The following is a 25,952-nucleotide window of genomic DNA, read 5'->3' on the forward strand; positions in this document are numbered from 1 at the left end:
TGCCCCCGGTTCGGGTGAAATGCCGCGCACCATCGTCAGTAAGGCCCGATCCGGAGGCCGGTGGGGACGAGCACAGCGAGGAGGTGGCATGACCGAGCTGTGGAACTGGAGAATCGAGCGGGTCCGCCCGGTGGAGGTCTATCCGGCGTTGGCCGAGGCGCTCGGCCGGGTGGTGATGCCGTTGGCGGTGGCGGATCCGGCCCGGCTGCCCACGTACGCGGTGATCTGCGACGTCTGGGAGGCGCCGGGTGAGTTCGGCACCATCGTGGACTGCTACGGGGTGCCCGAGCAGCTCTCCGAGCAGACCTGCATCGCCGCCCTGGCCCGGCTGCTGGGCCGCAACTGCCTGCTGCGCGACGACACCCTGGACGCCGGGCGGCACCTGCTCGTCGCGCCGGACGGCACGATCCGCCCGGTGCACTTCGAGCTGACCGAGACCGACGACGGCGAGGTGCTGCGCGGCCAGCGCCTCTGCACCGAGGCCGACCCGGGCTGCCGGGGCTGGTCCCGGTGCCACCGCTCACGCTGGACCCCCGACTCGGTGCGCCCCGCTCCCGCCGCCGCCTGACCCCCGCCGGCAGGTGCCCCCCGGCCGCCTTGGTCAGGGGGCGCCGCCCCTACCGGCGGACCACCAGGTCGGCCAGGAGGGTGCGGGTGGCGGCGGCGACCGCGGCGACCGCCGCGTCGAAGGCGGCGGCGTTGTGGGCGGCGGGGGCCCGGAAACCGGAGATCTTGCGGACGTACTGCAGGGCGGCGGCGTCGACGTCCGCCGGGGTCACCTCCGGCGTGTACGGCTCACGCAGGGTCTTGATGCTGCGGCACACGGTCTCCTCCTCGCCTCGTGCCGAACCCGGCCGACACCTGCGGTGGCGCGACCCGGCACCGACAGTGAGGGTAGTCGACGCCCACCTGCGCACCCGGTGCGCCGCCGGGCGCGGGCGGCGGCCGGGCGGGCCGCTACCCTGGTAGCCCGAGGGAAAGGGGCGCTACCGAGGTGGCGAAGACCTACAACGTCGTGACGTACGGCTGCCAGATGAACGTGCACGACTCCGAACGCATCTCCGGCCTGCTGGAGCAGGCCGGCTACGTGCGGATGGGCACCGGGGACGAGCACCCGGACGTGCTGGTCTTCAACACCTGCGCGGTGCGCGAGAACGCCGACAACCGGCTCTACGGCAACCTCGGCCACCTGCGCCCGGTCAAGACCCGCAAGCCCGGGATGCAGATCGCCGTGGGTGGCTGCCTGGCCCAGAAGGACCGCGGCGAGATCGTCCGCAAGGCACCCTGGGTGGACGTGGTCTTCGGCACGCACAACATCGGGTCGCTGCCGGTGCTGCTGGAGCGGGCCCGGCACAACGCCGCCGCCGAGGTGGAGATCCTGGAGTCGCTTGACGTCTTCCCGTCGACCCTGCCGACCCGGCGCGAGTCGACCTACGCCGGCTGGGTGTCGATCTCGGTGGGCTGCAACAACACCTGCACCTTCTGCATCGTGCCGGCGCTGCGCGGCAAGGAGAAGGACCGCCGCCCCGGCGACATCCTGGCCGAGGTGCGCGCCCTGGTCGACACCGGTGTGCTGGAGGTGACCCTGCTCGGCCAGAACGTCAACTCCTACGGCGTGGAGTTCGGCGACCGGTACGCCTTCGGCAAGCTGCTGCGGGCGACCGGTGAGATCGACGGGCTGGAGCGGGTCCGGTTCACCAGCCCGCACCCGAAGGACTTCACCGACGACGTGATCGCCGCGATGGCCGCGACCCCGAACGTCTGCCACTCGTTGCACATGCCGTTGCAGTCCGGCTCCGACGCCGTGCTGCGGGCGATGCGCCGGTCGTACCGGTCGGAGCGGTACCTGGGCATCATCGACCGGGTCCGGGCGGCGATGCCGGACGCGGCGATCACCACCGACATCATCGTCGGGTTCCCCGGCGAGACCGAGGCCGACTTCCAGGCCACCCTCGACGTGGTCCGGGCGGCCCGGTTCTCCTCGGCGTTCACCTTCCAGTACTCCAAGCGCCCCGGCACCCCGGCCGCGACCATGGACGGTCAGCTGCCCAAGCAGGTCGTGCAGGAACGCTACGAGCGGCTGATCGCCTGCGTCGAGGAGATCACCTGGGCGGAGAACCGGAAGCTGGTCGGCCAGACCGTCGAGGTGCTGGTCGCCGTCGGCGAGGGCCGCAAGGACGAGCGGACCGGACGGATGTCCGGCCGGGCCCGGGACGGCCGCCTGGTCCACTTCGACGTGGGTTCGCTGGCCGGGCAGGTCCGGCCCGGCGACATCGTGCACACCACCGTCACCTACGCCGCCCCGCACCACCTCAACGCCGACGGCGAGCCGGTGTCGCACCGGCGTACCCGGGCCGGCGACGCCGCCGAGGCGGGGCGGGTACCGCGTACCCCCGGGGTGTTGCTGGGCCTGCCGGCGGTGGGCCCGCCGGCCGAGCTGCCGGCACCGACCGCCGGCTGCGCCGCGCACTGACGGGCCGAGCCCTGACGGGCCGGGACCACCGCGCCCACCGAAGGAGCCCTCGTCCCAGCCCGGGACGAGGGCTCCTCTGCTCAGCTGGCCTGCTCGGCGAACTGGAGGAACTGGCGCTTCGAGGCCAGCGCCTGCTCGGCCTCCTTGACCCGGCGGGCGTCCCCGGCGGCCTGCGCCCGGGTCAGGCGCTCCTCGGCCTCGGCGACCTGCGCCCGCATCTGGGCCAGCAGCGGGTTGTCCGACGGCGTGGTACGCCGCCACGCCGAGTCCATCACCTCGCGGACCTTGTCGTCGATGGCCCGCATCCGCCGTTCCAGGCCGGCGGCGGCCTCCCGGGGCACCCGACCCGCCTCGTGCCACTGGGCCTGGATGTCGCGCAGCCGGGCCTGGGCGCCCTTGGGGTCACCGTCGATGTCCAGGGCCTCGGCCTCGGCGATCAGGGCCTGCTTGCGTTCGAGGTTGGCCCGCTGCTCGTTGTCGCGCGCCGAGAAGACCTCGCTGCGGCGGGTGAAGAACTCGTCCTGGGCGGCCCGGAACCGTTCCCAGAGCTTCTGCTCGGCCTCCTTGGAGGCGCGCGGCGCGGCCTTCCACTGTGCCATCAGCTCCTTGAGCTGGTTGGCGGTGGCCGCCCAGTCGGTGGACTCCTTGAGCTTCTCGGCCTCGCCGACCAGCTCCTCCTTGACCGACTGCGCCTGCTTGCGCTGGGAGTCCAGGGTGGCGAAGTGGGCGCCCCGGCGCCGGGTGAAGCCGTCCCGGGCGGTGGCGAACCGCTTCCACAGCTCGCCGTCGGTCTTTTTGTCGACGCCCCGGATCGACTTCCACTCGTCGAGGATCTCCTTGAGACGGTCGCCGGCAGACTTCCACCCGGTCGCCTCGGCGGCCAGCTGCTCGGCCTCCTCCACCAGGGCGGTCTTGCGGGCGAGTGCCTCGACCCGGGCGGCGTCGCGGGCGGCCCGGGCCTCGCCGGCCTTCTCCTCGGCGACCGTGGCGAGCTTGTCCAGGCGGGCGGCGAGTGCGTCGATGTCGCCCACGACGTGCGCCTCGGCGAGCGATCCGCGGATCCGGCGGATCGTGGTCAGCGAGTGCCCGGCGTCGGCGGCGCCCGAGTTGAGCCGGGCCTCGGTCAGGTCGACCTCGGTCACCAGGTCGGCGAAGCGGCGGGCGAAGTGGGCGAGACCCTCCTCGGGTGCCCCCGCCTGCCAGGATCCGACCACTCGTTCACCGTCGGCCGTCTTGACGTAAACGGTGCCGTCCGCGTCCACCCGTCCGAAGGCAGTCCAGTCGCTCATGTGCCCATCCTCGTTCTCCCGGCGTCGTCGGGTCGGGACCCGCGATCGCCGCCACGGCGCAGCAAGTTACTTCCGGCATTGTCACAGGTCTGCCCGGGTCCGCGTCGAGCGCCTATCGCCGACCGTGACCATACGGTGTCCTACCGAACGGTGGGGTTCGGGGCGATCCGGGCGGTCGTCCGTCGCGTCGTCGTTACCGTACAATGTACGACAGCGCCGCGTCGGTGGCGCCCGAAGGAGGACCCAGATGACCCAGAGCCAGCCCCGGACCAGCACCCCACCGGCCGATGCCGGGTTCGTGCCCGGCCCCGAGGACCTCGCCGCCATCGACGAATGGTTCCGCCGGTACGACGCCCTCGCCGCCGCCGGTGACGTGGCGGGCACCGCGGACCTGGCCCTGTTCCCGTTGAACACGGTCACCGACGACGCCGCCGGCCAGGCCTCCGCCCAGCAGCTCGACCGGGCGGCCTACCTGGAGATGATGGGCGGTGTGCTCGGCGGCCCGGCCGACCTGCAGATGGAGTCCACCCGCACCCCGCACTTCCTCACCGGCAGCCTGGTGGTGGTGCTCACCGACGCCCAGTTCACCATCGACGGCCAGCGGCAGCGGGTGCGCTACGCCGACGTGCTGGTGAAGGTGGACGGCCAGTGGCGCTTCCAGACCATGGTGCAGGGCGGCTGGGGCGACCACGCCGGCTGAACCGTCGACCACCGGGCCCGGCACGCGCACCGCCGCCGGGCCGCTACGGTGGCCTCGTGCCCCTGGTCGCCGCCGCCGTCTGTCCCCACCCGCCGCTGCTCGTACCCGAGCTCGCCGGTGCCGCCGCCCCGGAGCTGGCCGACCTGCGGGCCGCCTGCGACGCGGCCGTCACCGGCCTGCTCGACCACGCGCCGGAGCAGGTCCTGCTGGTCGGTGGCGGACCGGAGACCACCCGGTTCTCCACCGCCGACTACGGGTCACTGCGCGGGTACGGCCTCGACCGGTACGTCCAGCTCTGGAAGGTCAACTGTGCCGGTGGGGGGCGGCTGCCGCTGAGCCTGACCATCGGGGCCTGGCTGCTGCACCGGGCCCGCACCGGGCTGCCCCGCTTCGCCGAGGCGGTCGCCGTCGACGCCGCCCCCGACCGGTGTGCCGCGCTCGGCGCGGAACTGGCCGCCCGGGCCGAGCCCCGCACCGCGCTGCTGGTGCTGGGCGACGGCACCGCCTGCCGGGGCACCGGCGCGCCCGGCTACGACGATCCGGGAGCCCAGCCGTACGACGAAGGGGTCGCCGCGGCCCTGGCCGGCGCGGACAGCGACGCCCTGCTCGACCTGGACCCGGCGCTGTCGACGCGGCTGAAGGCCGCCGGCCGGGCCCCCTGGCAGGTGCTCGCCGGGGCGGTCCGGGCCACCGGCGTGCCCTGGCGTGGCGAGCTGCGCCACCACACGGCGCCCTACGGCGTCGGCTACCTCGTGGCCAGCTGGGAGCCGGCGTGACCGGCGGCCAGGTGGGAGCCGGCGTGACCGGCGGCCAGGTGGTGGCGGTGGTGGGGCCCACCTGCGCCGGCAAGTCCGCGTTGAGTCTCGCCCTGGCCCACACCCTCGGCGGCGAGGTGGTCAACGCCGACTCGATGCAGCTCTACCGGGGCCTGGACATCGGCACCGCGAAGCTGACCCCGGCCGAACGGGACGGGGTGCCGCACCACCTGCTGGACATCTGGGAGGTCACCGAGCCGGCCAGCGTGGCCGAGTACCAACGGCTGGCCCGCGCGGCGATCGACGACATCCTGGCCCGGGGGAGGGTGCCGCTGCTGGTCGGCGGCTCCGGCCTGTACGTGCGCGCGGTGCTGGAGCGCTTCGAGTTCCCCGGCACCGACGCGGCGCTGCGCCAGCGGCTGGAGGCGGAGCTGGCCGCCGTCGGCCCGGCGCCGCTGTACGAGCGGCTGCGGGCGAGCGATCCGGCGGCCGCCGCCAGCATCCTGCCCGGCAACGGCCGGCGGATCGTGCGGGCCCTGGAGGTGATCGAGCTGACCGGCGCGCCCTTCACCGCCGCGCTGCCCGAGCCCACGCCCTACTACCCGGCGGTGCAGCTCGGGGTGGACCTGGACACCACGGCCCTGGACGAGCGGCTCGCGGTACGCCTCGACCGGATGTGGGCCGACGGCCTGGTCGCCGAGACCCGGGACCTGGTCGGCCGGGGCCTGCCCGAGGGACGTACCGCCAGCCGGGCGCTCGGCTACCAGCAGGTGCTGCGCTTCCTGGCCGGCGGCTCCACCGAGACCGAGGCGTACGACGACACGCTGCGCGCGACCCGCCGCTTCGTGCGCCGGCAGCGCTCCTGGTTCCGTCGGGACCCCCGGATCACCTGGCTGGACGCGGCGTCGCCGAGCCTGGTCGCCGATGCGCTGCGGGTCGTGGCCGACCATGGGCGATGATGGGGCCGTGGAGTTCACCAAGGGGCACGGCACCGGCAACGACTTCGTCATCCTGCCCGACCCGGACGGCCGGCTGGAACTGACCGCCGACCTGGTCGCCGCGCTCTGCGACCGGCGACGCGGGCTCGGCGCGGACGGCGTGCTGCGGGTGGTCCGGGCGGCGAAACACCCCGAGGGGGCCGGTCAGGCCGGCGAGGCCGAGTGGTTCATGGACTACTGGAACGCCGACGGTTCCTTCGCCGAGATGTGCGGCAACGGGGCCCGGGTCTTCGTCCGCTACCTGACCGAGACCGGGCTGGCCGCCCCGACCGGCCGGATCCTGCCGGTGGCCACCCGGGCCGGCGTCGTGCGCGCCCGGGTCGGGCCGGAGACCATCGCGGTCGAGATGCGCCGCCCCACCCTCACCGGCAGCTCCACCGCCGTCCTCGACGGGCTACGGCTGACCGGTACGGCCGTGGACGTGGGCAACCCGCACCTGGTCTGCGCGTTGCCCGCCGGCGTCGACCTCGCCGCGCTGGACCTCACCCGGGCGCCGGAGTACGACGCCACGGTCTTCCCGAGCGGGGTGAACGTCGAGTTCAGCACGCCGGCGGAGCCGGTCGGAGACGCCGACGGGCACGTCCTGATGCGGGTCTACGAGCGCGGCTCGGCCGAGACGCTCTCCTGCGGCACCGGGGCCTGCGCGGTCGGCGCGGTGGCGTTGCGCGACGCCGGCCGGGACACCGGCACGGTCGTCGTCGACGTCCCCGGCGGCCGGCTCACCGTCACCGTCGCCGAGGACTCCTGCTGGCTCGCCGGCCCGGCCGTGCTGGTCGCCACCGGCACCCTCACCGCGCACCGCCCCTGACCGCACACCGCCCGACCTGTCGAAAGGGGTCGGGCGGGTGTCCGTGCGGAGCGGGGCGGTCAGGGGGTGGCGGAGGCGCTGGCGGCGACCTCCGGCAGGTCGGCGGGGCCGGAGTCGGCGGCGGGGGTGGCGGTCGGCGCCGAGGCCGGGTTCTGCGCGGCGGCGCGCACCGCCGCCGCGACCGCCGGGGCGACCCGGGCGTCGAAGACGCTGGGCACGATGACCGTCGGGTTGATCTTCTCGGCGCCCACCACGTCGGCGATGGCCCGAGCGGCGGCGATCGCCATCTCCTCGGTGAACTCCTCGGCGTGCGCGTCCAGCATGCCGCGGAACACGCCCGGGAAGGCGAGCACGTTGTTGATCTGGTTCGGCTGGTCGGACCGGCCGGTGGCGACCACCGCGGCGTGCTTGCGCGCCTCCCGGGGGTCCACCTCCGGGTCGGGGTTGGCCAGCGCGAAGACGATCGCGTCGTCGGCCATCGTGGCGATGTCGTCGCCGGTGAGCAGGTTCGGCGCGCTCACCCCGATGAAGACGTCCGCGCCGCGTACCGCCCCGGCCAGGTCGCCGTCGTAGTTGCCGGCGTTGGTGTTGTCGGCCAGCCACTGCCAGGCCGAGTTGAGCCCGGTCAGCCCACGGTGCAGGGCACCCTGCCGGTCGTACGCGATGATGTCGCCCACACCCTGACGCAGCAGCAGCTTCATGATCGCGGTGCCGGCCGCGCCGGCGCCCGAGACCACCACCCGGACGTCGCTGAGCTTCTTGCCCACCACCCGCAGCGCGTTGGTCAACGCGGCCAGCACGCAGATCGCCGTGCCGTGCTGGTCGTCGTGGAAGACCGGGATGTCCAGCGCCTCCCGCAGCCGGGCCTCGATCTCGAAGCACCGCGGCGCGGCGATGTCCTCCAGGTTGATCCCGCCGTACGCGGGCGCGATCGCCTTGACGATCGAGACGATCTCGTCGGTGTCCTGGGTGTCCAGCACCACCGGCCAGGCGTCCACCCCACCGAAGCGCTTGAAGAGCGCGGCCTTGCCCTCCATCACCGGCAGCGACGCGGCCGGCCCCAGGTTGCCCAGGCCGAGCACGGCCGAACCGTCGCTGACCACGGCGACCGTGTTGCGCTTGATGGTCAGCCGCCGGGCGTCCGACGGGTTCTCCGCGATCGCCATGCAGACCCGGGCCACCCCCGGCGTGTACGCCCGGGACAGCTCGTCCCGGTTGCGCAGCGCGACCTTCGGGCTCACCTCGATCTTGCCGCCCAGGTGCAGCAGGAACGTCCGGTCGGAGACCTTGCGGACGTCCACCCCGTCCAACGCGGTCAGCGCGCCGACCACCTGGTCGGCGTGGGTGGCGTCGGCGGTGTCACAGGTCAGGTCGACGATCACGTTGGTCGGGTCGGAGTCGACCACGTCGAGCGCGGTGACGATCGCCCCCGCCTCACCGACGCAGGTGGTCAACCGGCCGATCGCAGAGGCGTCCGCGGTCACCGCGATCCGGATGGTGATCGAGAACCCGGCACTCGGAAGTCGGGTGATGGCCACGGGATTTGCCTCCGTCAACGCTGATCGGCCGGTCATATGTTCGCAGGCATTTCTACTCGCCCACCGAGGTCGGTCGGCATTCGCCCCCGGATTTTCGGCCCGCGAACCCCGGCTCGGCGGGTCCGGATCGCCCGTCCGGCGGCCCCGTGCCGACGGTGCGACCGCCCCGCGTCCCCGCCGGGCCGGGCATATTGCGGGTGCGGGTGACGTTGACCCGTGTCAGGATTACTCGGTAAGGAACAGAACGGACAGGAGAACGGCTTGCCAGACCAGGACACCTTCGCTCCCAACTCCGACGAGGAGTTCGACGCCACCACCGGTGAGCTGGAGTTGTCGGAGCGGCAGGCGCTCCGGCGCGTCCCCGGCCTCTCCACCGAGCTCACCGACATCACCGAGGTCGAGTACCGCCAGCTGCGGCTGGAGCGGGTGGTCCTGGTGGGCGTCTGGACCGAAGGCTCGCTCACCGACGCCGAGAACTCGCTCACCGAGCTCGCCGCGCTGGCCGAGACCGCCGGATCGCAGGTCCTGGAGGGGCTGATCCAGCGGCGCAACCGGCCCGACCCGGCCACCTACATCGGCCGGGGCAAGGTCGACGACCTCGGGGCCGTGGTGCTCTCCAGCGGCGCCGACACGGTGATCTGCGACGGTGAGCTCTCCCCGTCCCAGCTGCGCAACCTGGAACAGCGGATCAAGGTCAAGGTGGTCGACCGGACGGCGCTGATCCTTGACATCTTCGCCCAGCACGCCAAGAGCAAGGAGGGCAAGGCGCAGGTCGAGCTGGCCCAGCTGGAATACCTGCTGCCCCGGCTGCGCGGCTGGGGTGAGGCGCTGTCCCGGCAGACCGGTGGTTCCGGTCGCGGCGGCGGTGCCGGCGGCGGCGTGGGTCTGCGTGGCCCCGGTGAGACCAAGCTGGAGACCGACCGGCGGCGGATCCGCCACCGCATCGCCCGGCTGCGCCGCGAGATCAAGGGCATGAAGACGGTACGCCAGACCAAGCGCGCCCGCCGGGCCCGCAACGCCGTGCCGGCCGTGGCCATCGCCGGCTACACCAACGCGGGCAAGTCCAGCCTGCTCAACCGGCTCACCGGTGCCGGGGTGCTGGTGGAGGACGCGCTCTTCGCCACCCTGGACCCGACCACCCGACGGGCCACCGCCAGCGACGGCCGGCTCTACACCCTCTCCGACACGGTCGGCTTCGTCCGGCACCTGCCGCACCAGATCGTCGAGGCGTTCCGCTCGACGCTGGAGGAGGTCGCCGACGCCGACCTGGTGGTGCACGTGGTCGACGGTGCCCACCCCGATCCGGAGGAGCAGGTCCGGGCGGTCCGGGAGGTGCTCGCCGAGGTGGGCGCGGACCGCCTGCCCGAGCTGCTGGTGGTCAACAAGGTCGACACCGCCGACGAGGAGACGCTGCTGCGGCTCAAGCGCCGCTGGCCGGACGCCGTCTTCGTCTCCGCCCACAGCGGGCGGGGGATCGAGGGGCTGCGGCAGACCATCGAGAGCCGGCTGCCCAGCCCGGCCGTGGAGGTCCGCGCGGTGCTGCCGTACGACCGGGGTGACCTGGTGGCGCGGGTGCACCGCACCGGCGAGGTGCTGAGCACCGCCCACCTGCCCGAGGGCACCCTGCTGCACGTACGGGTGGCCGAGGATCTCGCCGCCGAGTTGGCGCCGTACCGCACCGAACCGCAGCAGGCGGTTACCCAGAGTCGCTGACCCCGGCGTAACCCACATGGTGAATGAGGCATGCGACACTGACGTCATGCACCGCGCTGTCTCCTCGGTCACGGTTGCCCTCGGCCTGTTCGGGCTGACCGTGGCGTTCTCCGGCACGGCCACGGCCGCGCCCGCCCCGCAGCCCAAACCGGAGCCGGGCAAGAAGCGGTGCGCCATCACCGACCCACGGCTACGTGAGGTCTCCGGCCTGGTGGCCACCAAGAGCGGCTACATCGTGGTCAACGACGGCACCGAGGTCGAGGAGCGCAAGCGCGTCTTCTACCTCGACACCAAGTGCCAGGTGACCAAGGCGGTCGCCTACACCCAGCAGGGGCCGTTCGACACCGAGGACCTCGCGCTCTCGCCCGACGGCAAGACGCTCTGGATCGCCGACACCGGTGACAACATCACCAGCCGGGAGCGCCGGGAGCGGGTGGCGGTGTGGACCATGCCGGTCGACGGCTCCAAACGACCGGTGCTGCACCGCCTCTCCTACCCCGAGCGCAAGCCGCACGACGCCGAGGCGTTGCTGATCGGCCCGGACAACCTGCCGTTGGTCATCACCAAGGAGCTCAACGGCAAGTCGCAGATCTTCACCCCCACCGGGCCGCTGCGGTCCGGGGACACCGAGCCGGTGCCGATGAAGAAGGTCGGCGAGGTCACCGTCCCGAAGACCACCACGGAGAACCCGCTCAACAGCATCGGCCGGCAGACGGTCACCGGGGCCGCCCGCGCGCCCGACGGCAGCCGGGTGGTGCTGCGCACGTACGCCGACGCCTTCGAGTTCGACGTCGCCGACGGCGACGTCCTCGCCGCGCTGACCACCGGCAAGCCGAGGGTGACCCCGCTGACCGACCCGTTCGGGGAGGCCATCTCCTACACCCCCGACGGCAAGACCTTCGTCACCGTCTCCGACGGGGGCGAACTGGCCGACGACGAGGAGCTGGAGATCCTCGCCTACACCCCGGCGACCACGGGCGCCGAGGCGCTCGCCGCCGAGGGTGGCCCTCCAGAGCCCAAGAAGCAGTCCTGGACCGCCGACCTGTCCCTGGACGACATCACCTACCTGATCGCGGCCACCGGGATCCTCGGTGCGCTGCTGGTGGGTGCCGGCATCGTCGGTATCGTGCGCGCCCGCCGACGGCCCGACGCCTCGTCGGTCGGTCCGAAGTCCGACGGCGGGCCACTGCCGGGCGACGATGAGCGCGCGGCACCGGTGTCCGCCGGGGAGCGTCCGCGCGGCGGCGTCTACGGCGGTGCGGCCTCCGGCGGCCATCCGGCACCGGTCGCCGCCCGTCCTGCGGGGCGCACCGGAGACCCGGCCCCGGCCGGGGTCTACGGCGGCAAGGCGGCCCGCGGTGGTGCCGTCTACGGCGGTGGCCGTCCCGCCGGCGACGGCGACGGTGGTCGTCCCGGCGGTGGTGCTGGTGGTGGTCGTGCCGGTGGTGGTCGGCCCGGTGGCGGCGTGTACGGCGCGGCCGCCCCACCCGGGCCGGGCCCGGCGGCTGGTGGTCGCGGTGGCCGACCCGGCGGCGGCCGACCGACCGGCGGTGGCGGCCAGCCCGGCGGGGGTGGTGGCGGTCAGTCCGGTGGCAACCGGGGCGATCAACCGGGTGCTCCGCGGGGTGCCCAGCCCGGTGCCGGTCAACCGGCGGCCCGGGGCGGCCCGGCCGGTGGTGCGGGGCGCGGTGGCCAGCCCGGTCGGGCAGCTCAGCCGCCTCGCGGTGGGCAGCCGGATCGCGGCGGCCAGTCCGCCCGCGGTGGGCAGCCGCCTCGCGGTGGCCAGCAGGGTCGCGGTGGTCACCCGCCGGCGGGTGACGGGGGCCGGGGCGGGGTCTACGGCGGCGGTCGGGCCGAGCCGCCGCGTCGCGGCGGCCGGGAGCCCGACCCCCGGGCGGGTCGGCGGCGCGACGCCGAGCACGACGACGGCAACCAGAGCCAACCGCCCTACGGCGGCCGCGGCGACTACCGCGGTGAGCGTTACTGACCGCGCCGCCCGATGGGCCGACCCCACGGCCTGCTGCACCGGGGACGTGGGGTCCGTGGTCAGGCCACCGGCCCGGTCAGATCCGGCGCAGCACCGCCACGACCCGGCCCATGATGGTGGCGTCGTCGCCAGCGATCGGGTCGAAGGCCGGGTTCTGCGGCATCAGCCAGACGTGCCCGTCGCGTCGCCGGTAGGTCTTGACGGTCGCCTCCCCGTCCAGCATCGCGGCCACGATCTCGCCGGAGTCCGCGGTGGGCTGTTGGCGGACCACCACCCAGTCGCCGTCGCAGATCGCCGCGTCGAGCATCGAGTCGCCCTTGACCTGGAGCATGAAGACCTCGCCCTCACCCACCAGCTCGCGGGGCAGCGGGAAGACGTCCTCCACCGACTGCTCGGCGAGGATCGGCCCACCGGCGGCGATCCGGCCCAGCATCGGCACGTACGCCGGGGCGGGCCGCTGCGCCCGGGTCACCTCGTCGTCGAGGTCACCGGGGGAGCGCACGTCCACCGCGCGGGGCCGGTTGGGGTCGCGGCGCAGGAAGCCCTTCTTCTCCAGCTCCTTGAGCTGGTAGGCGACGCTGGACGGGGAGACCAGCCCGACCGCCTCACCGATCTCCCGGACGCTCGGCGGGTAACCGTGCCGCTCGACCCAGGTGCGGATGAACTCCAGGATCCGGCGCTGTCGGGCGGTCAGGTCCACGGCGGCCGGGTCGCTGAACGCGCTGACCTGGGCGACCGGCCGTACGGCGGGCTGCCCGGCCCGGCTGCGGGCCGCGCCCCGGCGCCGTGTGGCCGGCGGACCCGCCTCGGTGATCTGCTGCGGGTGCTTCTGCCGGCTGGCCCGGTCCTCGGTCACGTCCGTCCTCCCTGGTCGGCGCCGGCGCTCCGGCTGTTCCTGACCGTATAGGTGAGATCCGCCATTTTCAAACATCTGTTCGACCTGTTCCCGCGTGTCGAGGGGATATTCGAGCTCATTCGAACGCGTGTTCTGGTAGAGATGCTACGTCGGGGGGCGCCGTGACCGGGTGGGGTGCCGGTGCGTTGGGGTTCTCGGCGGGTCGCCGACGGGGGGTGCCCGTGACGCGCCGGACACGCCTACCAACTTGACCTCGGTTCGCCGGCAACATAGGTTCGACCCCTAGATGTAGTAGTCACATGGGTGTAAGTCGCCTACAGGTTGGGTTCGACTACCGACCGCACTCCCCGCACCAGCAGCACGGCGGCAGCCATCGGCGATGGTTCGCGCCGGGCTTCCAGGTGCCCGGCGGCGCGTTCCGCGAGCGATGAAGGAGGCCGAGTGATGCGCTGCCCGTACTGCCGGCACGCCGACTCTCGGGTGGTCGACTCGCGGGAGGCCGACGACGGCCAGCTGATCCGGCGGCGCCGCTCCTGCCCGGAGTGCGGCAAGCGGTTCACCACCGTCGAGGAGGCGGTGCTCGCGGTGGTCAAGCGCAGCGGGGTCACCGAGCCGTTCAGCCGTACGAAGATCATCGGTGGGGTGCGCAAGGCCTGCCAGGGGCGACCGGTCGACGAGGACTCGATCGCCCTGCTCGCCCAGAAGGTCGAGGAGACCGTCCGGGCCAAGGGCGCCGCCGAGATCCCCAGCCACGACGTGGGGCTGGCCATCCTGGGCCCGTTGCGGGACCTGGACGAGGTGGCCTACCTGCGCTTCGCCAGCGTCTACCGGGCCTTCGACTCGCTTGCCGACTTCGAGCGGGAGATCGAGACGCTGCGCGCCGCCGCGCTCGCCCGGCAGGACGCCGCCGGACAGCCGGAGGCCCAGGGCCGGGCGGCGGCTCAGGGCGGCCCGGCCGCCCAGGGGGGCGCGGCGCCACGAGCCGCCGCCCGCCCCAGCTGACGTACTTCTTTCACAGTTTCTGACAGTAACCACGCGTGGCCGGTGGCCGCGCAGACGAGGGGGCGATGAGATGGCGGGGGATGGCGTGACAACCAGCCGGTCACGGACGAAGGCCGGCGCGGGGCTCAAGGTCGAGCGGGTCTGGACCACCGAGGGCGTCCACCCGTACGACGAGGTCGCCTGGGAGCGGCGCGACATCGTCATGACGAACTGGCGGGACGGCTCGATCAACTTCGAGCAGCGCGGGGTGGAGTTCCCCGAGTCCTGGAGCGTCAACGCGGCCAACATCGTCACCACCAAGTACTTCCGGGGCGCGGTGGGCACCCCGGAGCGGGAGTGGTCGCTCAAGCAGCTCATCGACCGGGTGGTGCACACCTACCGGGCCGCCGGTGAGCAGCACGGCTACTTCACCACCCCCGCCGACGCCGAGCTCTTCGAGCACGAGCTGACCTGGATGCTGCTGCACCAGGTGTTCAGCTTCAACTCCCCGGTCTGGTTCAACGTCGGCACGCCGTCGCCACAGCAGGTCAGCGCGTGTTTTATCCTCGCCGTGGACGACTCGATGGACTCGATTCTCGACTGGTACAAGGAAGAGGGATTGATCTTCAAGGGTGGTTCCGGCTCCGGGGTCAACCTCTCCCGGATCCGCTCCTCCCGGGAGCTGCTCTCCTCCGGCGGCACCGCCTCCGGCCCGGTCAGCTTCATGCGTGGCGCGGACGCCAGCGCCGGCACCATAAAGTCCGGTGGGGCGACCCGGCGGGCGGCCAAGATGGTCATCCTCGACGTGGACCACCCGGACATCGAGGAGTTCGTGGTCACCAAGGCGCGCGAGGAGGACAAGATCCGCGCGCTGCGCGACGCCGGGTTCGACATGGACCTCGGCGGCTCGGACATCGTCAGCGTGCAGTACCAGAACGCCAACAACTCGGTCCGGGTCTCCGACGAGTTCATGCGGGCCGTCGACGGCGGCACCGGCTTCGACCTGCGCGGCCGGCTCGACGGCGCGGTGATCGACACCGTCGACGCCAAGGGGCTGTTCCGCTCCATCGCCCAGGCCGCCTGGGAGTGCGCCGACCCCGGCCTGCAGTACGACGACACCATCAACGACTGGCACACCTGCCCGGAAACCGGACGAATCACCGCAAGTAATCCTTGCAGTGAGTACCTGCACCTGGACAACTCGTCCTGCAACCTGGCCTCGCTGAACCTGATGAAGTTCCTGCGGGCCGACGGTGGCTTCGAGGTGGAGAAGTTCGTCCGCTCCGTCGAGTTCGTCATCACCGCGATGGACATCTCGATCTGCTTCGCCGACTTCCCGACCGAGAAGATCGGCGAGACCACCCGGGCCTACCGGCAGCTCGGCATCGGGTACGCCAACCTCGGCGCGCTGCTGATGGCCTCCGGCCTGCCGTACGACTCCGAGCAGGGGCGTTCGGTGGCCGCCGCGATCACCTCGCTGATGACCGGCACCGCGTACCGCCGCTCGGCGGAGCTGGCCGGCATCGTCGGCGCGTACGAGGGGTACGCCCGCAACGCCGAGCCGCACAAGCGGGTGATGCGCAAGCACGCCGCCGCCAACGACGAGATCAAGCCCGCCGGTACGGTGGCCACCGCGATCGCCCGGGAGGCCACGAAGCAGTGGACCCAGGGCAACAAGCTCGGCGACAAGTTCGGCTGGCGCAACTCCCAGGCCGCGGTACTGGCGCCGACCGGCTGCCTGACCGCCGACACCATGGTGACCACCGATCGCGGGTTGGTCCGCCTCGGTGAGCTCGGTGACGTCTACGGCGACCGCTGGCAGGACCTGGACCTGCAGGTCTCCACGGACGAGGGGGCCCGTACGGCGACGAAGTTCTTCGTCAACGGTGAGGAGCCGACCCGGCGGATCGTGACCGACGGCGGTTACCGGATCCAGGGCACCCTGGCCCACCGGATCAAGGTCGTCGAGCCGGAGTCCGGCGCGTGGGTGTGGAAGCGGATGGCCGAGGTCGCCGAGGGTGACCTGGTGCCGATCCAGCTCGGCACGCTGGTGGGCGAGCCCCGCCGGGTGCCGCTGCCCGTGCTCGACCAGGCGTACTACACCGACGACCGTCGGCTCTACGTCCCGGACGCCGTCGACACCGAGCTTGCCGAACTCGTCGGCTACTTCATGGGCGACGGCAGTCTGCACGCCAAGGGCCTCCGGTTCTGCGTGGCCGACACGGACCTCGACGTGGTCGAGCGGCTCCGGGTGCTCGGCAAGGGTCTGTTCGGTCTGGAGCCGGTGGTCGCCGCGCAGGCCGGCTACCAGGAGGTCAGCTTCCACTCGGTTCGGCTGGCCCGGTGGTGGCAGACGGCCGGGTTCGCCAAGACACTGCCCGGCGCAGACCACTCCGGCAAGGGCTGGACTCCCCAGGTGCCGTCGGCGCTGCTGGAGACCAACGACGCCGGCGTCTACGGGGCGTTCCTGCGGGGCCTCTTCGAGGCCGACGGTACGGTGCTCGGCGGCGTACCGTCGATGTCCACCTCCACCGAGAGCTTCGCGGCCGAGGTCCGTACCCTGCTGTTGACGCTCGGGATGGCCACGACCACCCGGCGGACGATCAGCGGCCTGGGCTCCGAGGTCTGGCAGGTGCGGCTGCGCAACACCGCGCACGCGATCGCCTTCGACGAGGTCGTCGGCTTCGTCGGTGCCCGCAAGGGCGACCTGGTCACGTCCGACATGGCACAGAGCGCCAACCGGGACCGGATCCACCTGCCGGCTGCGGTGTGGGATCTGCTGGTGCCGGCCGGTCACGAGCTGCGCCCGGCGGTCGTCCAGTCGCTGCGCAAGACCGGCGGCGTGCCCCGGGCGGTGGCGCTGCGGGTGTTCGCCGAGACCGGCGACGACCGGCTCGGTCACGCCTTGGACTACCTCTTCGAGCAGGTCGCGGTGAACGAGGACGGCGGGGTCCAGCCGACCTACGACCTCTCCGTACCGGCGAACGTCACCTACGTCGCGGGTGGTTTCGTCAGCCACAACACCATCGGCCTGATGATGGACTGCGACACCACCGGCGTCGAGCCCGATCTGGCGCTTGTCAAGTTCAAGAAGCTGGTCGGCGGCGGCTCGATGCAGATCGTCAACCAGACCGTGCCGCGTGCCCTGCGCAGCATCGGCTACCCCGAGGAGCAGGTCGAGGCGATCGTCGAGCACATCGCCGACCACGGTCACGTGGTGGACGCCCCCGGCCTCAAGCCGGAGCACTACCCGGTCTTCGACTGTGCGATGGGCGAGCGGTCCATCGCCCCGATGGGCCACGTGCGGATGATGGCGGCGGTGCAGCCGTTCATCTCGGGGGCCATCTCGAAGTGCGTCGTCGGGGAGACCCTGGTGGCCTCCGGGGACGGGCTCGTCCGGATGGGCAGTCTCTACCAGGGCGAGGCGGAGGACACCTTCCGGTCGGAGTTCCTGAAGATCTCCTCCCTGGACGGTGACCGTAAGACCGACGCGTTCTACTACGGCGGCGTGCGTCCGGTGCGGACTGCCACGCTCCGTTCCGGGCACTCGGTGACCGGCACGTACCCGCACCGACTGCTCACCGCCGGTGATGGCGGACTGGTCTGGAAGACCCTGGGCGAGCTTCAGCCGGGTGACCAGGTAGCCACCCAGTACGGCGCCGACCTGTGGTCGACCGTCCCGGCGAGCCTGCGTGACGTGGTGACCTCCCGGTCCTATGGGAACCAGAGGTCGGTCACGCTGCCGGGGGAGATGACGGAGGAGTTGGCGCTGCTGCTCGGTGCCTACGCCGCCGAGGGGCACACCAGCCGCAGCAACTGGACGATCACCATCACCAATTCCGTCGACTCGGTGCTGGAGCGGATCCAGGCAGCCTGGCAGTCGGTGTTCGGGCTGACCGCCCGGATCGACCGCCAACCCGGCAAGTGCCCGGGGGTCGTCGTGTCGTCCAAGACGGTCGTGGAGTTCCTGACGGAAGTCGGTTGTGGCTCGCGGGCATCCGAGAAGCGGATCCCGGACGCGGTGCTGCGTTCGCCCCGCGCCATGGTGCTGGCCTTCCTGCGCGGGCTGGCGCTCGACGCGTACGTGACGACGGCGACCGCGCCGAAGTGGGCGATCTGTCTGGACAGCCCGGCGCTGCTGGACGACCTGCAGGCCGTGTTGACCAATCTCGGTGTCGTGCACGGCCGGGTGAGCAAGTTCAACCCGGCGTACGGCAAGTCGTACGACGAGGTCTACGCCGCCGGTTACCAGGGGCAGCTCCTGGTGAGCATGGTGCCGTTCCTGGAGCCGGAGAAGGCGGTCGCCGCCGCGCGTTACCTCGCACAGTCCTACGGCACGGGGACGGCGGATGTCGTGCCCGGCATCAGCGGGCGGGACCTGTACGACCTGATTCCGGCCGGAAAGCCGGGCCGGGGCGGCATCCGTGGCGACCGTTCGAGCTTCGCGTTCCTGCTCGACAAGCGCACCCAGCACGTCACCCGTCGTACCGTGGAACGGGTGGCCTCCCTCGACGGTGTGGTACTGCCGGGATGGCTGCGCCAGGTGTTGGACGGCAATCTGCACTTCTCGCCCGTCGACTCCGTGGTGGATGCCGGTGAGCGGGAGGTGTACGACCTCTCGGTGCCGGAGACCCACGCCTTCGTGGCGAACGGCATCATGAACCACAACACGGTCAATATGCCGGAGCAGGCGACCGTCGAGGACGTCGAGAAGATCTACTTCGAGGGCTGGAAGCTCGGCCTGAAGGCGCTGGCGATCTACCGGGACAACTGCAAGGTCGGCCAGCCGCTGTCGGTGGCCAAGCCGAACAAGGCGGTGGTCGCGGCGGCGGTGGAGGCCGCCGTCGAGGCCGCGGTGGCGGAGAAGGCCGTCGAGAAGGTCGTCGAGTACCGTCCGGTGCGCAAGCGGCTGCCGAAGAAGCGCCCGTCGCAGACGGTCAGCTTCTCCGTCGGCGGTGCCGAGGGGTACCTCACCGCGTCGTCGTACCCCGACGACGGCCTCGGCGAGGTCTTCCTCAAGATGTCGAAGCAGGGCTCGACGCTGGCCGGGGTGATGGACGCCTTCTCGGTGGCCATCTCCATCGGCCTGCAGTACGGCGTCCCGCTGGAGACGTACGTCAGCAAGTTCACCAACATGCGGTTCGAGCCGGCGGGCATGACCGACGACCCGGACGTGCGGATGGCCGCCTCGGTGATGGACTACATCTTCCGCCGGCTGGCCCTGGACTTCCTGCCGTACGACCGCCGTGCCGAACTGGGCATCTTCACCGCCAAGGAGCGGGCCGCCCAGCTGCGGGCCGAGGCGGAGGCGGAGGCCGGTGGCGCCGACCTCACCGCCATGGCCGCCTCGGCTCCGGTCGAGGCGCCCGAGACCAAGGCCGACGTGGCCGGGCCGGTTGGCCCGATCGCCCAGCCGGCCCTGGAGACCGCCGACGTCGCCGCCGCCAAGCCGGCGCCGGCGGTCGGCTCCAGCACCGAGCTGCTGGAGGCCGTGATCGGCAAGGCCGCCGACGCACCGCTCTGCTTCACCTGCGGTACGAAGATGCGCCCGGCCGGTAGCTGCTACGTCTGTGAGGGCTGCGGCTCCACCAGCGGCTGCAGCTGAGCCACGACCGGCGACCGCCCGACTCCCACCAGGGGTCGGGCGGTCGCCGGTGGTGTCACCATCGAATGATGCCGATCGCAGACAGCTTCGTCACGTTCGCCGTCCGGGAGGCGCGCGGGGTGTCGCCGACGTACGAACGACTCTGTCTGGCGGTGGCCCGGGACGACGAGTTGCTCGCCCGTCTCGAGCAGCTGCCGGCTGCCAGTCGGCAACCGAACCTGCTGCTGGGGGTCACCCGGCTGCTCGGCGGCCCGGTCGACGACCCGGTCGCGTTCCACGACTGGGTGTTGTCGCACTGGCAAATGGTCGAGGCGCAGCTGCGTACCCGGACGACCCAGACCAACGAAGCCGGTCGGTGCGCCGCCCTGCTACCGGTGCTCGCCGCGTTGCCGCAGCCCCTGGCGTTGGTGGAGGTCGGTGCCTCCGCCGGCCTCTGCCTCTATCCCGACCGGTACGCCTACCGGTACGGCGAGCACCTGGTAGGCGTCGGCGAACCGCTGCTGGAGTGCGCCGCGGTCGGCCTGTCACCGCCGGCACGGCGGCCCGAGGTGGTGTGGCGGGCCGGGCTGGACCTGACCCCGCTCGACGTCACCGACCCCGCCGACGTCGCCTGGCTCGACGCGCTGATCTGGCCGGAGCACACCCACCGCCGAGCCCGGTTGCGGGCCGCGGCGGCCGTCGCCGCGACGGATCCGCCGCTGCTGCTCCGGGGCGACCTGGTGGACGACCTACCCGCCCTGGCCGCCCAGGCGCCGGCCGACGCGACGCTGGTGGTCTTCCACACCTCGGTGCTCTACCAGGTGCCGGCTCGGCGCCGGGCGGCCTTCATCGAGACGGTACGCGGGCTGCCGGGACACTGGATCGCGAACGAGGCCCCGGAGACGCTGCCGTACGACGGGTTGCCACGACCACCGGACGGTGCCCTGCACCACGTGCTCGCGTTGGACGGCACGCCGTTGGCCTGGACCCGTTCACACGGTCAGTCGGTCACCTGGTTCGCCTGAGGCGACTCAGGCTCTCGACCGTTCCGCGCCTCGCGCCGGCTACGCCGGCCGGTCCGTGCGTTGCGCCGGCTGCCTCGGCCGGTCGGTGCGTTGCGCCGGCTGCGCCGGCCGGTCCGTGTGTTGCGCCGGCTGCGCCGGCCGGGCAGCATGGGGCACCGTGACCGAGCCGACCCACCTGGGGATCACCCGGGCCGCGTACGACACGGTGGCGGTCGACTACGCCGACCTGCTCCGCGACGAGCTGGCGTCACGACCGCTGGACCGGGCCCTGCTCACCGTCTTCGCCGAGACGGTCCGGGCCGGTACCGATGGCCGGGGCGGCTTAGATGGTCGGTCTGGGGCTGATGGTCAGGTGGGCGCCGATGGTCGGTCTGGGGCTGATGGTCAGGTGGGCGCCGATGGTCGGTCTGGGGCTGATGGTCAGGTGGGCGCCGATGGTCGGTCTGGGGCTGATGGTCAGGTGGGCGCCGACGGTCGGTCCGGGTCTGCTGGTCGGGCGGCCTCTGACGGTCGGGGCGGGGCCGATGGCCGCGCAGGTGACGGTGCTGGTCCGGCCGGTGGCGGCCCTCGGGTCGCCGACATCGGCTGCGGTCCCGGGCGGGTCACCGGCTTCCTGCGCGACGCCGGCCTGGACGTCTTCGGCGTGGACCTGTCCCCGCAGATGGTGGCGGTGGCCCGCCGGGAGCACCCGGACCTGCGCTTCGAGGTGGGCACGATGACCGACCTGACGCTGCCCGACGGCTCTCTCGCCGGCATCGTCGCCTGGTACTCGATCATCCACCTGCCGCCGGAGCTGCTGCCCGGCGTCTTCGCCGGGTTCCACCGGGTGCTCGCGCCGGGCGGTCACCTGCTGCTCGCCTTCAAGGCCGGTGACGAGCGGGTCCGGCTGGAGCAGGCGTACGGCCACCGGGTCAGCTACGACGTGCACCGGTTGCCGCCGGAGCGGATCGCCGGGCAGCTGCGTGACGCCGGGTTCACCGTCACCACCCGGGTGCTGCGCGAACCGCAGGCCTACGAACGCACCCGCCAGGCCTTCCTCCTGGCCGAACGCGACGGGTGAGCGCCGACCACCGGTCGAGCTCTGGCCACACCGGTTGGGCCTGACCACCGGTCGAGCCCTGGGCACCGGTCGAGCCCGGTCGCCGGTCGAGCCGAGCTGCCAGTTGAGCGCGAGCCACCGGTTCAGCCCAGCCACCGGTTCAGCCCAGCCACCGGTCGAGCCCAGCCACCAGGGTGTGAGCGGGGTACCCCTCTCGACGATATGCGTTAAGAGGGGGCCCTTCCTTACACTTTGGGGGTGGGGGGAGAGCGGCGGGCGTTGGCGGATCGGGCGTTGACCGAGCCGCATCCGTCCCGGCTGTCGCCGCAGCACCCGGACCGGGAGCGGATCCTGGCCGCGCATGCCGCCGCGCTGGCCGCCGGGGAGGCGGGCTACCTCGACCCGGGCAGCGGACTGTTCGTGCTCAGCGCCGGCTTCCTCGCCCGCCGGGGCACCTGCTGTGGGCGTGGCTGTCGCCACTGCCCCTACGTGACCGACTGACCCGCCGGGCGGCCACTTCCGGTACGTGTTCGACCGATCCGCCGGGCGACTTTCCTCCGGCGGGTGGATTCCGTACGGTGTCGCACGGACAGTCGGCAGGCGGCCGTCGTCGGGAGGTGTGCGAGTGCGCGGGCGGGTCTGGATCGCCGGGGCAGCGGTGCTGCTGGTCTCGGGATGTGCTGCCAAGGACGACGCCGAGCCGGTGGCGGTGCCGCCGGTGGGGCAGGTGACGATCCCGGTGGAGGCGGCCGCCGCGGGTGGTGCCTGCCGGCTGCTGGACTTCGCGGTGATCGAGGAGCACACCGGGATCCGGTTCGAGGTGGCCGCCGCGAGCGAACGTACCGACACCCAGACGTGTGTGGTCCGCACCGGGCAGGAGAGTCTGCCCGAGTTGACGCTCAGTGTCAGCGAGACGGCGGTGGACAAGGAGACGTTCACCGCCGACGTGGTGCCGAGCCGGGCGGAGAAGGTCACCGACCTGGGCGAGCAGGCGTACCGGCGTACGCTCGCGGCCTCCGGTGACGACGGTGCGGCGGCCGAGGTGGGCTGGTTGGCCGGGAAGGGCCGACTGGCCGTGCTGCGCTGCACCCTGCCGCCGGAGACCGACCGCGCCGCCGACGAGCTGGCCACCGGGCTCGCCGACCTGGCCAGGACCGTCGACCTCGCCCCCACCAACTGAGGCGCAAGGAAGGGCCCCTTGTTAACGCATCCGGTCGAGAGGGGTACCCGTCTCACACCCCGGGCACGCGGCGGTGAAGATCCAGTGGCCAGTCGGTGTGCGGCGAGGAGCTAGCGGTCAGCCGGCGGCGACGAAGACCCGGGAGGCGACCTCGCGGGGCAGCCGGACCCGATCGCCGGAGCGGTCGATGGAGACCCCGTCGCGTTCCTGGGCCACGGTGACGGTGGCACCCGGGTCGACGCCGGCGGCGTGCAACTGCCGCAGCACGTCGGAGTCGGTCTGCACGCTCTCACAGATCCGCCGGACCACCACCTGGCCGGCGAGCCCGGGGAAGGCGAGGTTGCGCTCGGTCTCCGCCACGTCGGCGGCGGGCTGCTCCGGTCGGCCCAACTCCTCCAGGCCGGGGATCGGATTGCCGTACGGCGACCGGGTGGGCCGGTTGAGCAGGTCGTACACCCGCTTCTCGACCGCGTCGCTCATCACGTGCTCCCACCGGCAGGCCTCTTCGTGGGCCTCCTCGTAGGGCATGCCGATCACGTTTACCAGCAGCAGCTCGGCGAGGCGGTGCTTGCGCATGACGGCGACCGCCATGCCGCGGCCGAGCGCGGTGAGGGTCAGGTGCCGGTCGCCCTCCACGGTGAGTAGCCCGTCACGTTCCATCCGGGCCACCGTCTGGCTCACCGTGGGGCCGCTCTGCCGGAGCCGTTCGGCGATCCGGGCGCGTAGCGGTGGCACACCTTCCTCTTCGAGCTCGAGGATGGTGCGCAGGTACATCTCGGTCGTGTCGACCAGGTCATGCTTCACGTCAGCGGCCTCCCGGAGGCCGATGCTACCTTGAGTAACGCCGATCGACCGCCGACGAGCCGCGAGACACCGACGAGCTGCGGGATCGGTACCCCCATGGTGTTGACTGGTCGGCGTGTCCGATTCGCAGAGCCCACTCGTCGAGGCCGACCGGCTCGCCACCGAGCTCGCCGGTCCGCATCCGCCCACGCTGCTGGACGTGCGCTGGCGGCTGACCGGCCCGTCCGGGCGGGCCGACCACGCCGCCGGCCACCTGCCCGGTGCCGTCTTCGTCGACCTGGACGCCGAGCTGTGCGGCCCGCCGGGCCCCGCCGGCCGGCACCCGCTGCCCGAGGTGGCCGGCCTGCAGGCCGCGCTGCGGGCGGCCGGGGTCCGCACCGGTGGTCAGGTGGTGGTGTACGACGGCGGCGACGGGTTGGCCGCCGCGCGGGCCTGGTGGACGCTGCGGTGGGCCGGCCACCTGCCGGTCCGGGTGCTGCACGGTGGCTGGGCGGCCTGGCTGGCGGCGGGGCTGCCCACCTCGACCGAGCCGGCGACGCCGGCACCCGGTGACATCGTGGTCGCCCCGGGGGCCCTGCCGGTGATCGACGCCGACGGGGCGGCCCGCCTGGCGGGCGAGGCCGCCGGGGTGCTGCTCGACGTGCGGGCCGCGCCCCGCTACCGGGGGGAGCACGAGCCGGTCGATCCGGTGGCCGGGCACGTCCCGGGTGCGGTGAACCTGCCCGCGACGCGGCTCGTCGACGCCGCCGGTCGGTACCCGGCGGCGGAGGTGCTCCGGGACCGGTTGGCCGCGGCGGGGGTGGTCGACGGGCGGACGGTCGGGGCGTACTGCGGGTCGGGGGTGACCGCCGCGCAGGCGGTGCTCGCCCTGCACCTGGCCGGGCGGCACGACGCCGCCCTGTACGTGGGGTCGTGGAGCAACTGGGTGGCCGATCCGGCGCGGCCGGTGGCCACCGGGGAGACACCCGCCGGTTGAGCGGGGCCGGTGACCGGGCCCGCAGCCGCCGTCGTGCGACCATGGGCCCATGGCCGACGACACGGTGGTGGTGTGGGACGAGGCCCTGCTCGCCTACGACCTGGGTGACCATCCGCTCGACCCGGTCCGGGTCGAGCTGACCATCGCGCTCGCCCGCGAGTTCGGCGTCCTGGACCGGCCCGGGGTACGGCTGGTCAAGCCGGAGCCGGCGGACGACGCCCTGCTCACCCTGGTGCACGAGCCGGACTACCTGGACGCGGTACGCGTCGCGCCGCGGGACCCGCTCTTCGCCGGTTTCGGGCTGGGCACCTCGGACAACCCGGTCTTCGCCGGGATGCACGAGTCCAGCGCGTTGATCGCCGGGGCCACGGTGGCCGCCGCCGAGGCGGTCTGGCGGGGCGAGGCCCGGCGCGCGGTCAACGTGGCCGGTGGGCTGCACCACGCCATGTCGGCGCGGGCCGCCGGGTTCTGCGTCTACAACGACCCGGCGGTGGCCATCGCCCGGCTGCTCGACCTCGGCGCGCAGCGGATCGCCTACGTCGACGTCGACGTGCACCACGGCGACGGCGTCCAGCAGATCTTCTGGGACGACCCCCGGGTGCTCACTGTCAGCCTGCACGAGACCCCGTTGGCGTTGTTCCCGGGCACCGGGTTCCCCGACGAGACCGGCGGGCCGGGGGCGGCCGGTACGGCGGTCAACCTGCCGCTGCCACCGGGGGTCGACGACGCCGGCTGGCAGCGGGCGTTCCACGCGGTCGTGCCCTCGGTGCTGCGGGCGTTCCGGCCGCAGTTGCTGGTCACCCAGTGCGGCGCGGACGCCCACCGGCTAGACCCGCTGGCCGACCTGCACCTGTCGGTGGACGGCCAACGTGCCACCTACCGGGCGTTGCGGGCGCTTGCCGACGAGCTCTGCGACGGTCGGTGGGTGGCCACCGGCGGTGGCGGGTACGCCCTCGTCGAGGTGGTGCCCCGGGCCTGGACGCATCTGCTCGCGGTGGCCACCGGTGAGCCGTTGGACCCGGCGGCGCTGACCCCGCTGGGCTGGCGGGAGCTGGCCGCCGCCCGCCGGCCGGGTCGGGAGGTGCCGTTGCGGATGACCGACGACGTCGACCCGGAGTACGTGCCGTGGCAGCCGACCGGGGAGCCGAGCGCGGTGGACCGGGCGGTCGCGGCCACCCGTCGGGCGGTGTTCCCGCTGCTGGGGCTCGATCCACACGATCCGCGCGACTGACCGGGCCTGGGGAGG

The 25,952-nt window shown here is 72.8% G+C and carries 21 protein-coding genes and 3 pseudogenes; 19 read left to right on the forward strand and 5 right to left on the reverse strand.

Features of this window, described 5'->3' with window-relative positions:
- The first annotated feature begins 88 nt into the window (after positions 1-88).
- Positions 89-568 carry a hypothetical protein gene (locus ACN28G_RS04855; RefSeq protein ID WP_091435622.1) on the forward strand — a complete coding sequence of 160 codons (480 nt, stop codon included), beginning with the start codon at positions 89-91 and terminating at the stop codon, positions 566-568.
- Positions 569-617: 49 nt separating this feature from the next.
- Here the strand turns inward: ACN28G_RS04855 and ACN28G_RS04860 are convergent, their stop codons facing one another.
- Entirely contained in the window at positions 618-824 is a 207-nt protein-coding gene (locus tag ACN28G_RS04860) for a DUF2277 family protein (protein WP_091435623.1), read from the reverse strand.
- 170 nt (positions 825-994) lie between these two features.
- Here ACN28G_RS04860 and miaB point away from each other — a divergent pair, with 170 nt between their 5' ends.
- Positions 995-2,473 (forward strand): tRNA (N6-isopentenyl adenosine(37)-C2)-methylthiotransferase MiaB, encoded by a 1,479-nt coding sequence (gene miaB / locus ACN28G_RS04865; RefSeq protein ID WP_421478519.1) that lies wholly within the window; start codon positions 995-997, stop codon positions 2,471-2,473.
- An 80-nt stretch (positions 2,474-2,553) separates the two neighbouring features.
- On the opposite strand, the gene ACN28G_RS04870 is transcribed toward miaB, so the two are convergent.
- Entirely contained in the window at positions 2,554-3,762 is a 1,209-nt protein-coding gene (locus ACN28G_RS04870) for a DUF349 domain-containing protein (RefSeq protein WP_091435625.1), read from the reverse strand.
- A gap of 247 nt (positions 3,763-4,009) precedes the next feature.
- Between ACN28G_RS04870 and ACN28G_RS04875 the strand changes: the two genes are divergently transcribed.
- Genes ACN28G_RS04875 through dapF form a run of 4 tightly spaced genes read left to right on the forward strand, consistent with a single transcriptional unit; the run spans position 4,010 to position 7,023 of the window.
- A complete protein-coding gene (locus tag ACN28G_RS04875; protein WP_091435626.1) occupies positions 4,010-4,462 on the forward strand; it encodes a nuclear transport factor 2 family protein in 453 nt (150 codons plus the stop codon).
- A gap of 56 nt (positions 4,463-4,518) precedes the next feature.
- Positions 4,519-5,238 (forward strand): class III extradiol dioxygenase subunit B-like domain-containing protein, encoded by a 720-nt coding sequence (locus tag ACN28G_RS04880; protein ID WP_091435627.1) that lies wholly within the window; start codon positions 4,519-4,521, stop codon positions 5,236-5,238.
- Positions 5,223-6,176 carry a tRNA (adenosine(37)-N6)-dimethylallyltransferase MiaA gene (gene miaA / locus ACN28G_RS04885; RefSeq protein ID WP_175440753.1) on the forward strand — a complete coding sequence of 318 codons (954 nt, stop codon included), beginning with the start codon at positions 5,223-5,225 and terminating at the stop codon, positions 6,174-6,176. Before ACN28G_RS04880 ends, miaA begins: the two co-directional genes overlap by 16 nt.
- A gap of 7 nt (positions 6,177-6,183) precedes the next feature.
- On the forward strand, positions 6,184-7,023 hold the full coding sequence (gene dapF / locus ACN28G_RS04890) for a diaminopimelate epimerase (protein ID WP_091435628.1): 840 nt from the start codon (positions 6,184-6,186) through the stop codon (positions 7,021-7,023).
- Positions 7,024-7,082: 59 nt separating this feature from the next.
- Here the strand turns inward: dapF and ACN28G_RS04895 are convergent, their stop codons facing one another.
- A complete protein-coding gene (locus ACN28G_RS04895; protein ID WP_091435629.1) occupies positions 7,083-8,561 on the reverse strand; it encodes an NAD-dependent malic enzyme in 1,479 nt (492 codons plus the stop codon).
- Positions 8,562-8,822: 261 nt separating this feature from the next.
- Here ACN28G_RS04895 and hflX point away from each other — a divergent pair, with 261 nt between their 5' ends.
- Positions 8,823-10,274 (forward strand): GTPase HflX, encoded by a 1,452-nt coding sequence (hflX, locus tag ACN28G_RS04900; protein ID WP_091435630.1) that lies wholly within the window; start codon positions 8,823-8,825, stop codon positions 10,272-10,274.
- Positions 10,275-10,320: 46 nt separating this feature from the next.
- A complete protein-coding gene (locus ACN28G_RS04905; protein WP_229688610.1) occupies positions 10,321-12,261 on the forward strand; it encodes a hypothetical protein in 1,941 nt (646 codons plus the stop codon).
- A 76-nt stretch (positions 12,262-12,337) separates the two neighbouring features.
- On the opposite strand, the gene lexA is transcribed toward ACN28G_RS04905, so the two are convergent.
- Positions 12,338-13,117, reverse strand: coding sequence for a transcriptional repressor LexA (lexA, locus tag ACN28G_RS04910; protein WP_091435631.1), 780 nt, complete (start codon positions 13,115-13,117; stop codon positions 12,338-12,340).
- A 444-nt stretch (positions 13,118-13,561) separates the two neighbouring features.
- Here lexA and nrdR point away from each other — a divergent pair, with 444 nt between their 5' ends.
- The 9 genes and pseudogenes from nrdR (at position 13,562) to ACN28G_RS04955 (ending at position 22,926) form a co-directional block, all read left to right on the forward strand.
- Positions 13,562-14,119 carry a transcriptional regulator NrdR gene (gene nrdR, locus ACN28G_RS04915; protein ID WP_229688611.1) on the forward strand — a complete coding sequence of 186 codons (558 nt, stop codon included), beginning with the start codon at positions 13,562-13,564 and terminating at the stop codon, positions 14,117-14,119.
- Positions 14,120-14,189: 70 nt separating this feature from the next.
- Positions 14,190-15,893, forward strand: a pseudogene (locus tag ACN28G_RS04920) (vitamin B12-dependent ribonucleotide reductase); the annotation flags it as partial.
- A gap of 375 nt (positions 15,894-16,268) precedes the next feature.
- Positions 16,269-17,117: pseudogene (locus ACN28G_RS04925) on the forward strand (LAGLIDADG family homing endonuclease); the annotation flags it as partial.
- A gap of 3 nt (positions 17,118-17,120) precedes the next feature.
- A pseudogene (locus tag ACN28G_RS04930) lies at positions 17,121-17,456 on the forward strand (vitamin B12-dependent ribonucleotide reductase); the annotation flags it as partial.
- A gap of 42 nt (positions 17,457-17,498) precedes the next feature.
- Entirely contained in the window at positions 17,499-19,703 is a 2,205-nt protein-coding gene (locus ACN28G_RS04935) for an LAGLIDADG family homing endonuclease (RefSeq protein WP_421480859.1), read from the forward strand.
- 68 nt (positions 19,704-19,771) lie between these two features.
- Positions 19,772-20,707, forward strand: coding sequence for a DUF2332 domain-containing protein (locus ACN28G_RS04940; RefSeq protein ID WP_091435632.1), 936 nt, complete (start codon positions 19,772-19,774; stop codon positions 20,705-20,707).
- 157 nt (positions 20,708-20,864) lie between these two features.
- Complete coding sequence (locus tag ACN28G_RS04945; protein WP_421478522.1) at positions 20,865-21,767, forward strand: methyltransferase domain-containing protein; 903 nt, start codon at positions 20,865-20,867, stop codon at positions 21,765-21,767.
- Between the two features lie 237 nt (positions 21,768-22,004).
- Positions 22,005-22,247 carry a DUF5522 domain-containing protein gene (locus ACN28G_RS04950; protein WP_091446155.1) on the forward strand — a complete coding sequence of 81 codons (243 nt, stop codon included), beginning with the start codon at positions 22,005-22,007 and terminating at the stop codon, positions 22,245-22,247.
- Positions 22,248-22,371: 124 nt separating this feature from the next.
- Positions 22,372-22,926, forward strand: a complete 555-nt coding sequence (locus ACN28G_RS04955; protein ID WP_421478523.1) for a hypothetical protein — start codon at positions 22,372-22,374, stop codon at positions 22,924-22,926.
- Between the two features lie 117 nt (positions 22,927-23,043).
- Here the strand turns inward: ACN28G_RS04955 and ACN28G_RS04960 are convergent, their stop codons facing one another.
- Positions 23,044-23,730 (reverse strand): metal-dependent transcriptional regulator, encoded by a 687-nt coding sequence (locus ACN28G_RS04960; RefSeq protein WP_091435634.1) that lies wholly within the window; start codon positions 23,728-23,730, stop codon positions 23,044-23,046.
- A gap of 115 nt (positions 23,731-23,845) precedes the next feature.
- Between ACN28G_RS04960 and ACN28G_RS04965 the strand changes: the two genes are divergently transcribed.
- Positions 23,846-24,706 carry a sulfurtransferase gene (locus ACN28G_RS04965; RefSeq protein ID WP_421478524.1) on the forward strand — a complete coding sequence of 287 codons (861 nt, stop codon included), beginning with the start codon at positions 23,846-23,848 and terminating at the stop codon, positions 24,704-24,706.
- Between the two features lie 49 nt (positions 24,707-24,755).
- On the forward strand, positions 24,756-25,937 hold the full coding sequence (locus ACN28G_RS04970) for an acetoin utilization protein AcuC (protein WP_091435636.1): 1,182 nt from the start codon (positions 24,756-24,758) through the stop codon (positions 25,935-25,937).
- Positions 25,938-25,952: the final 15 nt, after the last annotated feature.

The organism is Micromonospora sp. WMMA1923 (assembly GCF_049179195.1).
Taxonomy (GTDB): Bacteria; Actinomycetota; Actinomycetes; order Mycobacteriales; family Micromonosporaceae; genus Micromonospora; species Micromonospora yangpuensis.

Coding starts and splice junctions, on each gene's coding strand:
- ACN28G_RS04855 (WP_091435622.1), top strand. CDS start 89: ATGACCGAGCTGTGGAACTGGAGAATCGAGCGGGTCCGCCCGGTGGAG.
- ACN28G_RS04870 (WP_091435625.1), bottom strand. CDS start 3,762: ATGAGCGACTGGACTGCCTTCGGACGGGTGGACGCGGACGGCACCGTT.
- ACN28G_RS04875 (WP_091435626.1), top strand. CDS start 4,010: ATGACCCAGAGCCAGCCCCGGACCAGCACCCCACCGGCCGATGCCGGG.
- ACN28G_RS04905 (WP_229688610.1), top strand. CDS start 10,321: ATGCACCGCGCTGTCTCCTCGGTCACGGTTGCCCTCGGCCTGTTCGGG.
- nrdR (WP_229688611.1), top strand. CDS start 13,562: ATGCGCTGCCCGTACTGCCGGCACGCCGACTCTCGGGTGGTCGACTCG.
- ACN28G_RS04935 (WP_421480859.1), top strand. CDS start 17,499: ATGGGCAGTCTCTACCAGGGCGAGGCGGAGGACACCTTCCGGTCGGAG.
- ACN28G_RS04940 (WP_091435632.1), top strand. CDS start 19,772: ATGCCGATCGCAGACAGCTTCGTCACGTTCGCCGTCCGGGAGGCGCGC.
- ACN28G_RS04970 (WP_091435636.1), top strand. CDS start 24,756: ATGGCCGACGACACGGTGGTGGTGTGGGACGAGGCCCTGCTCGCCTAC.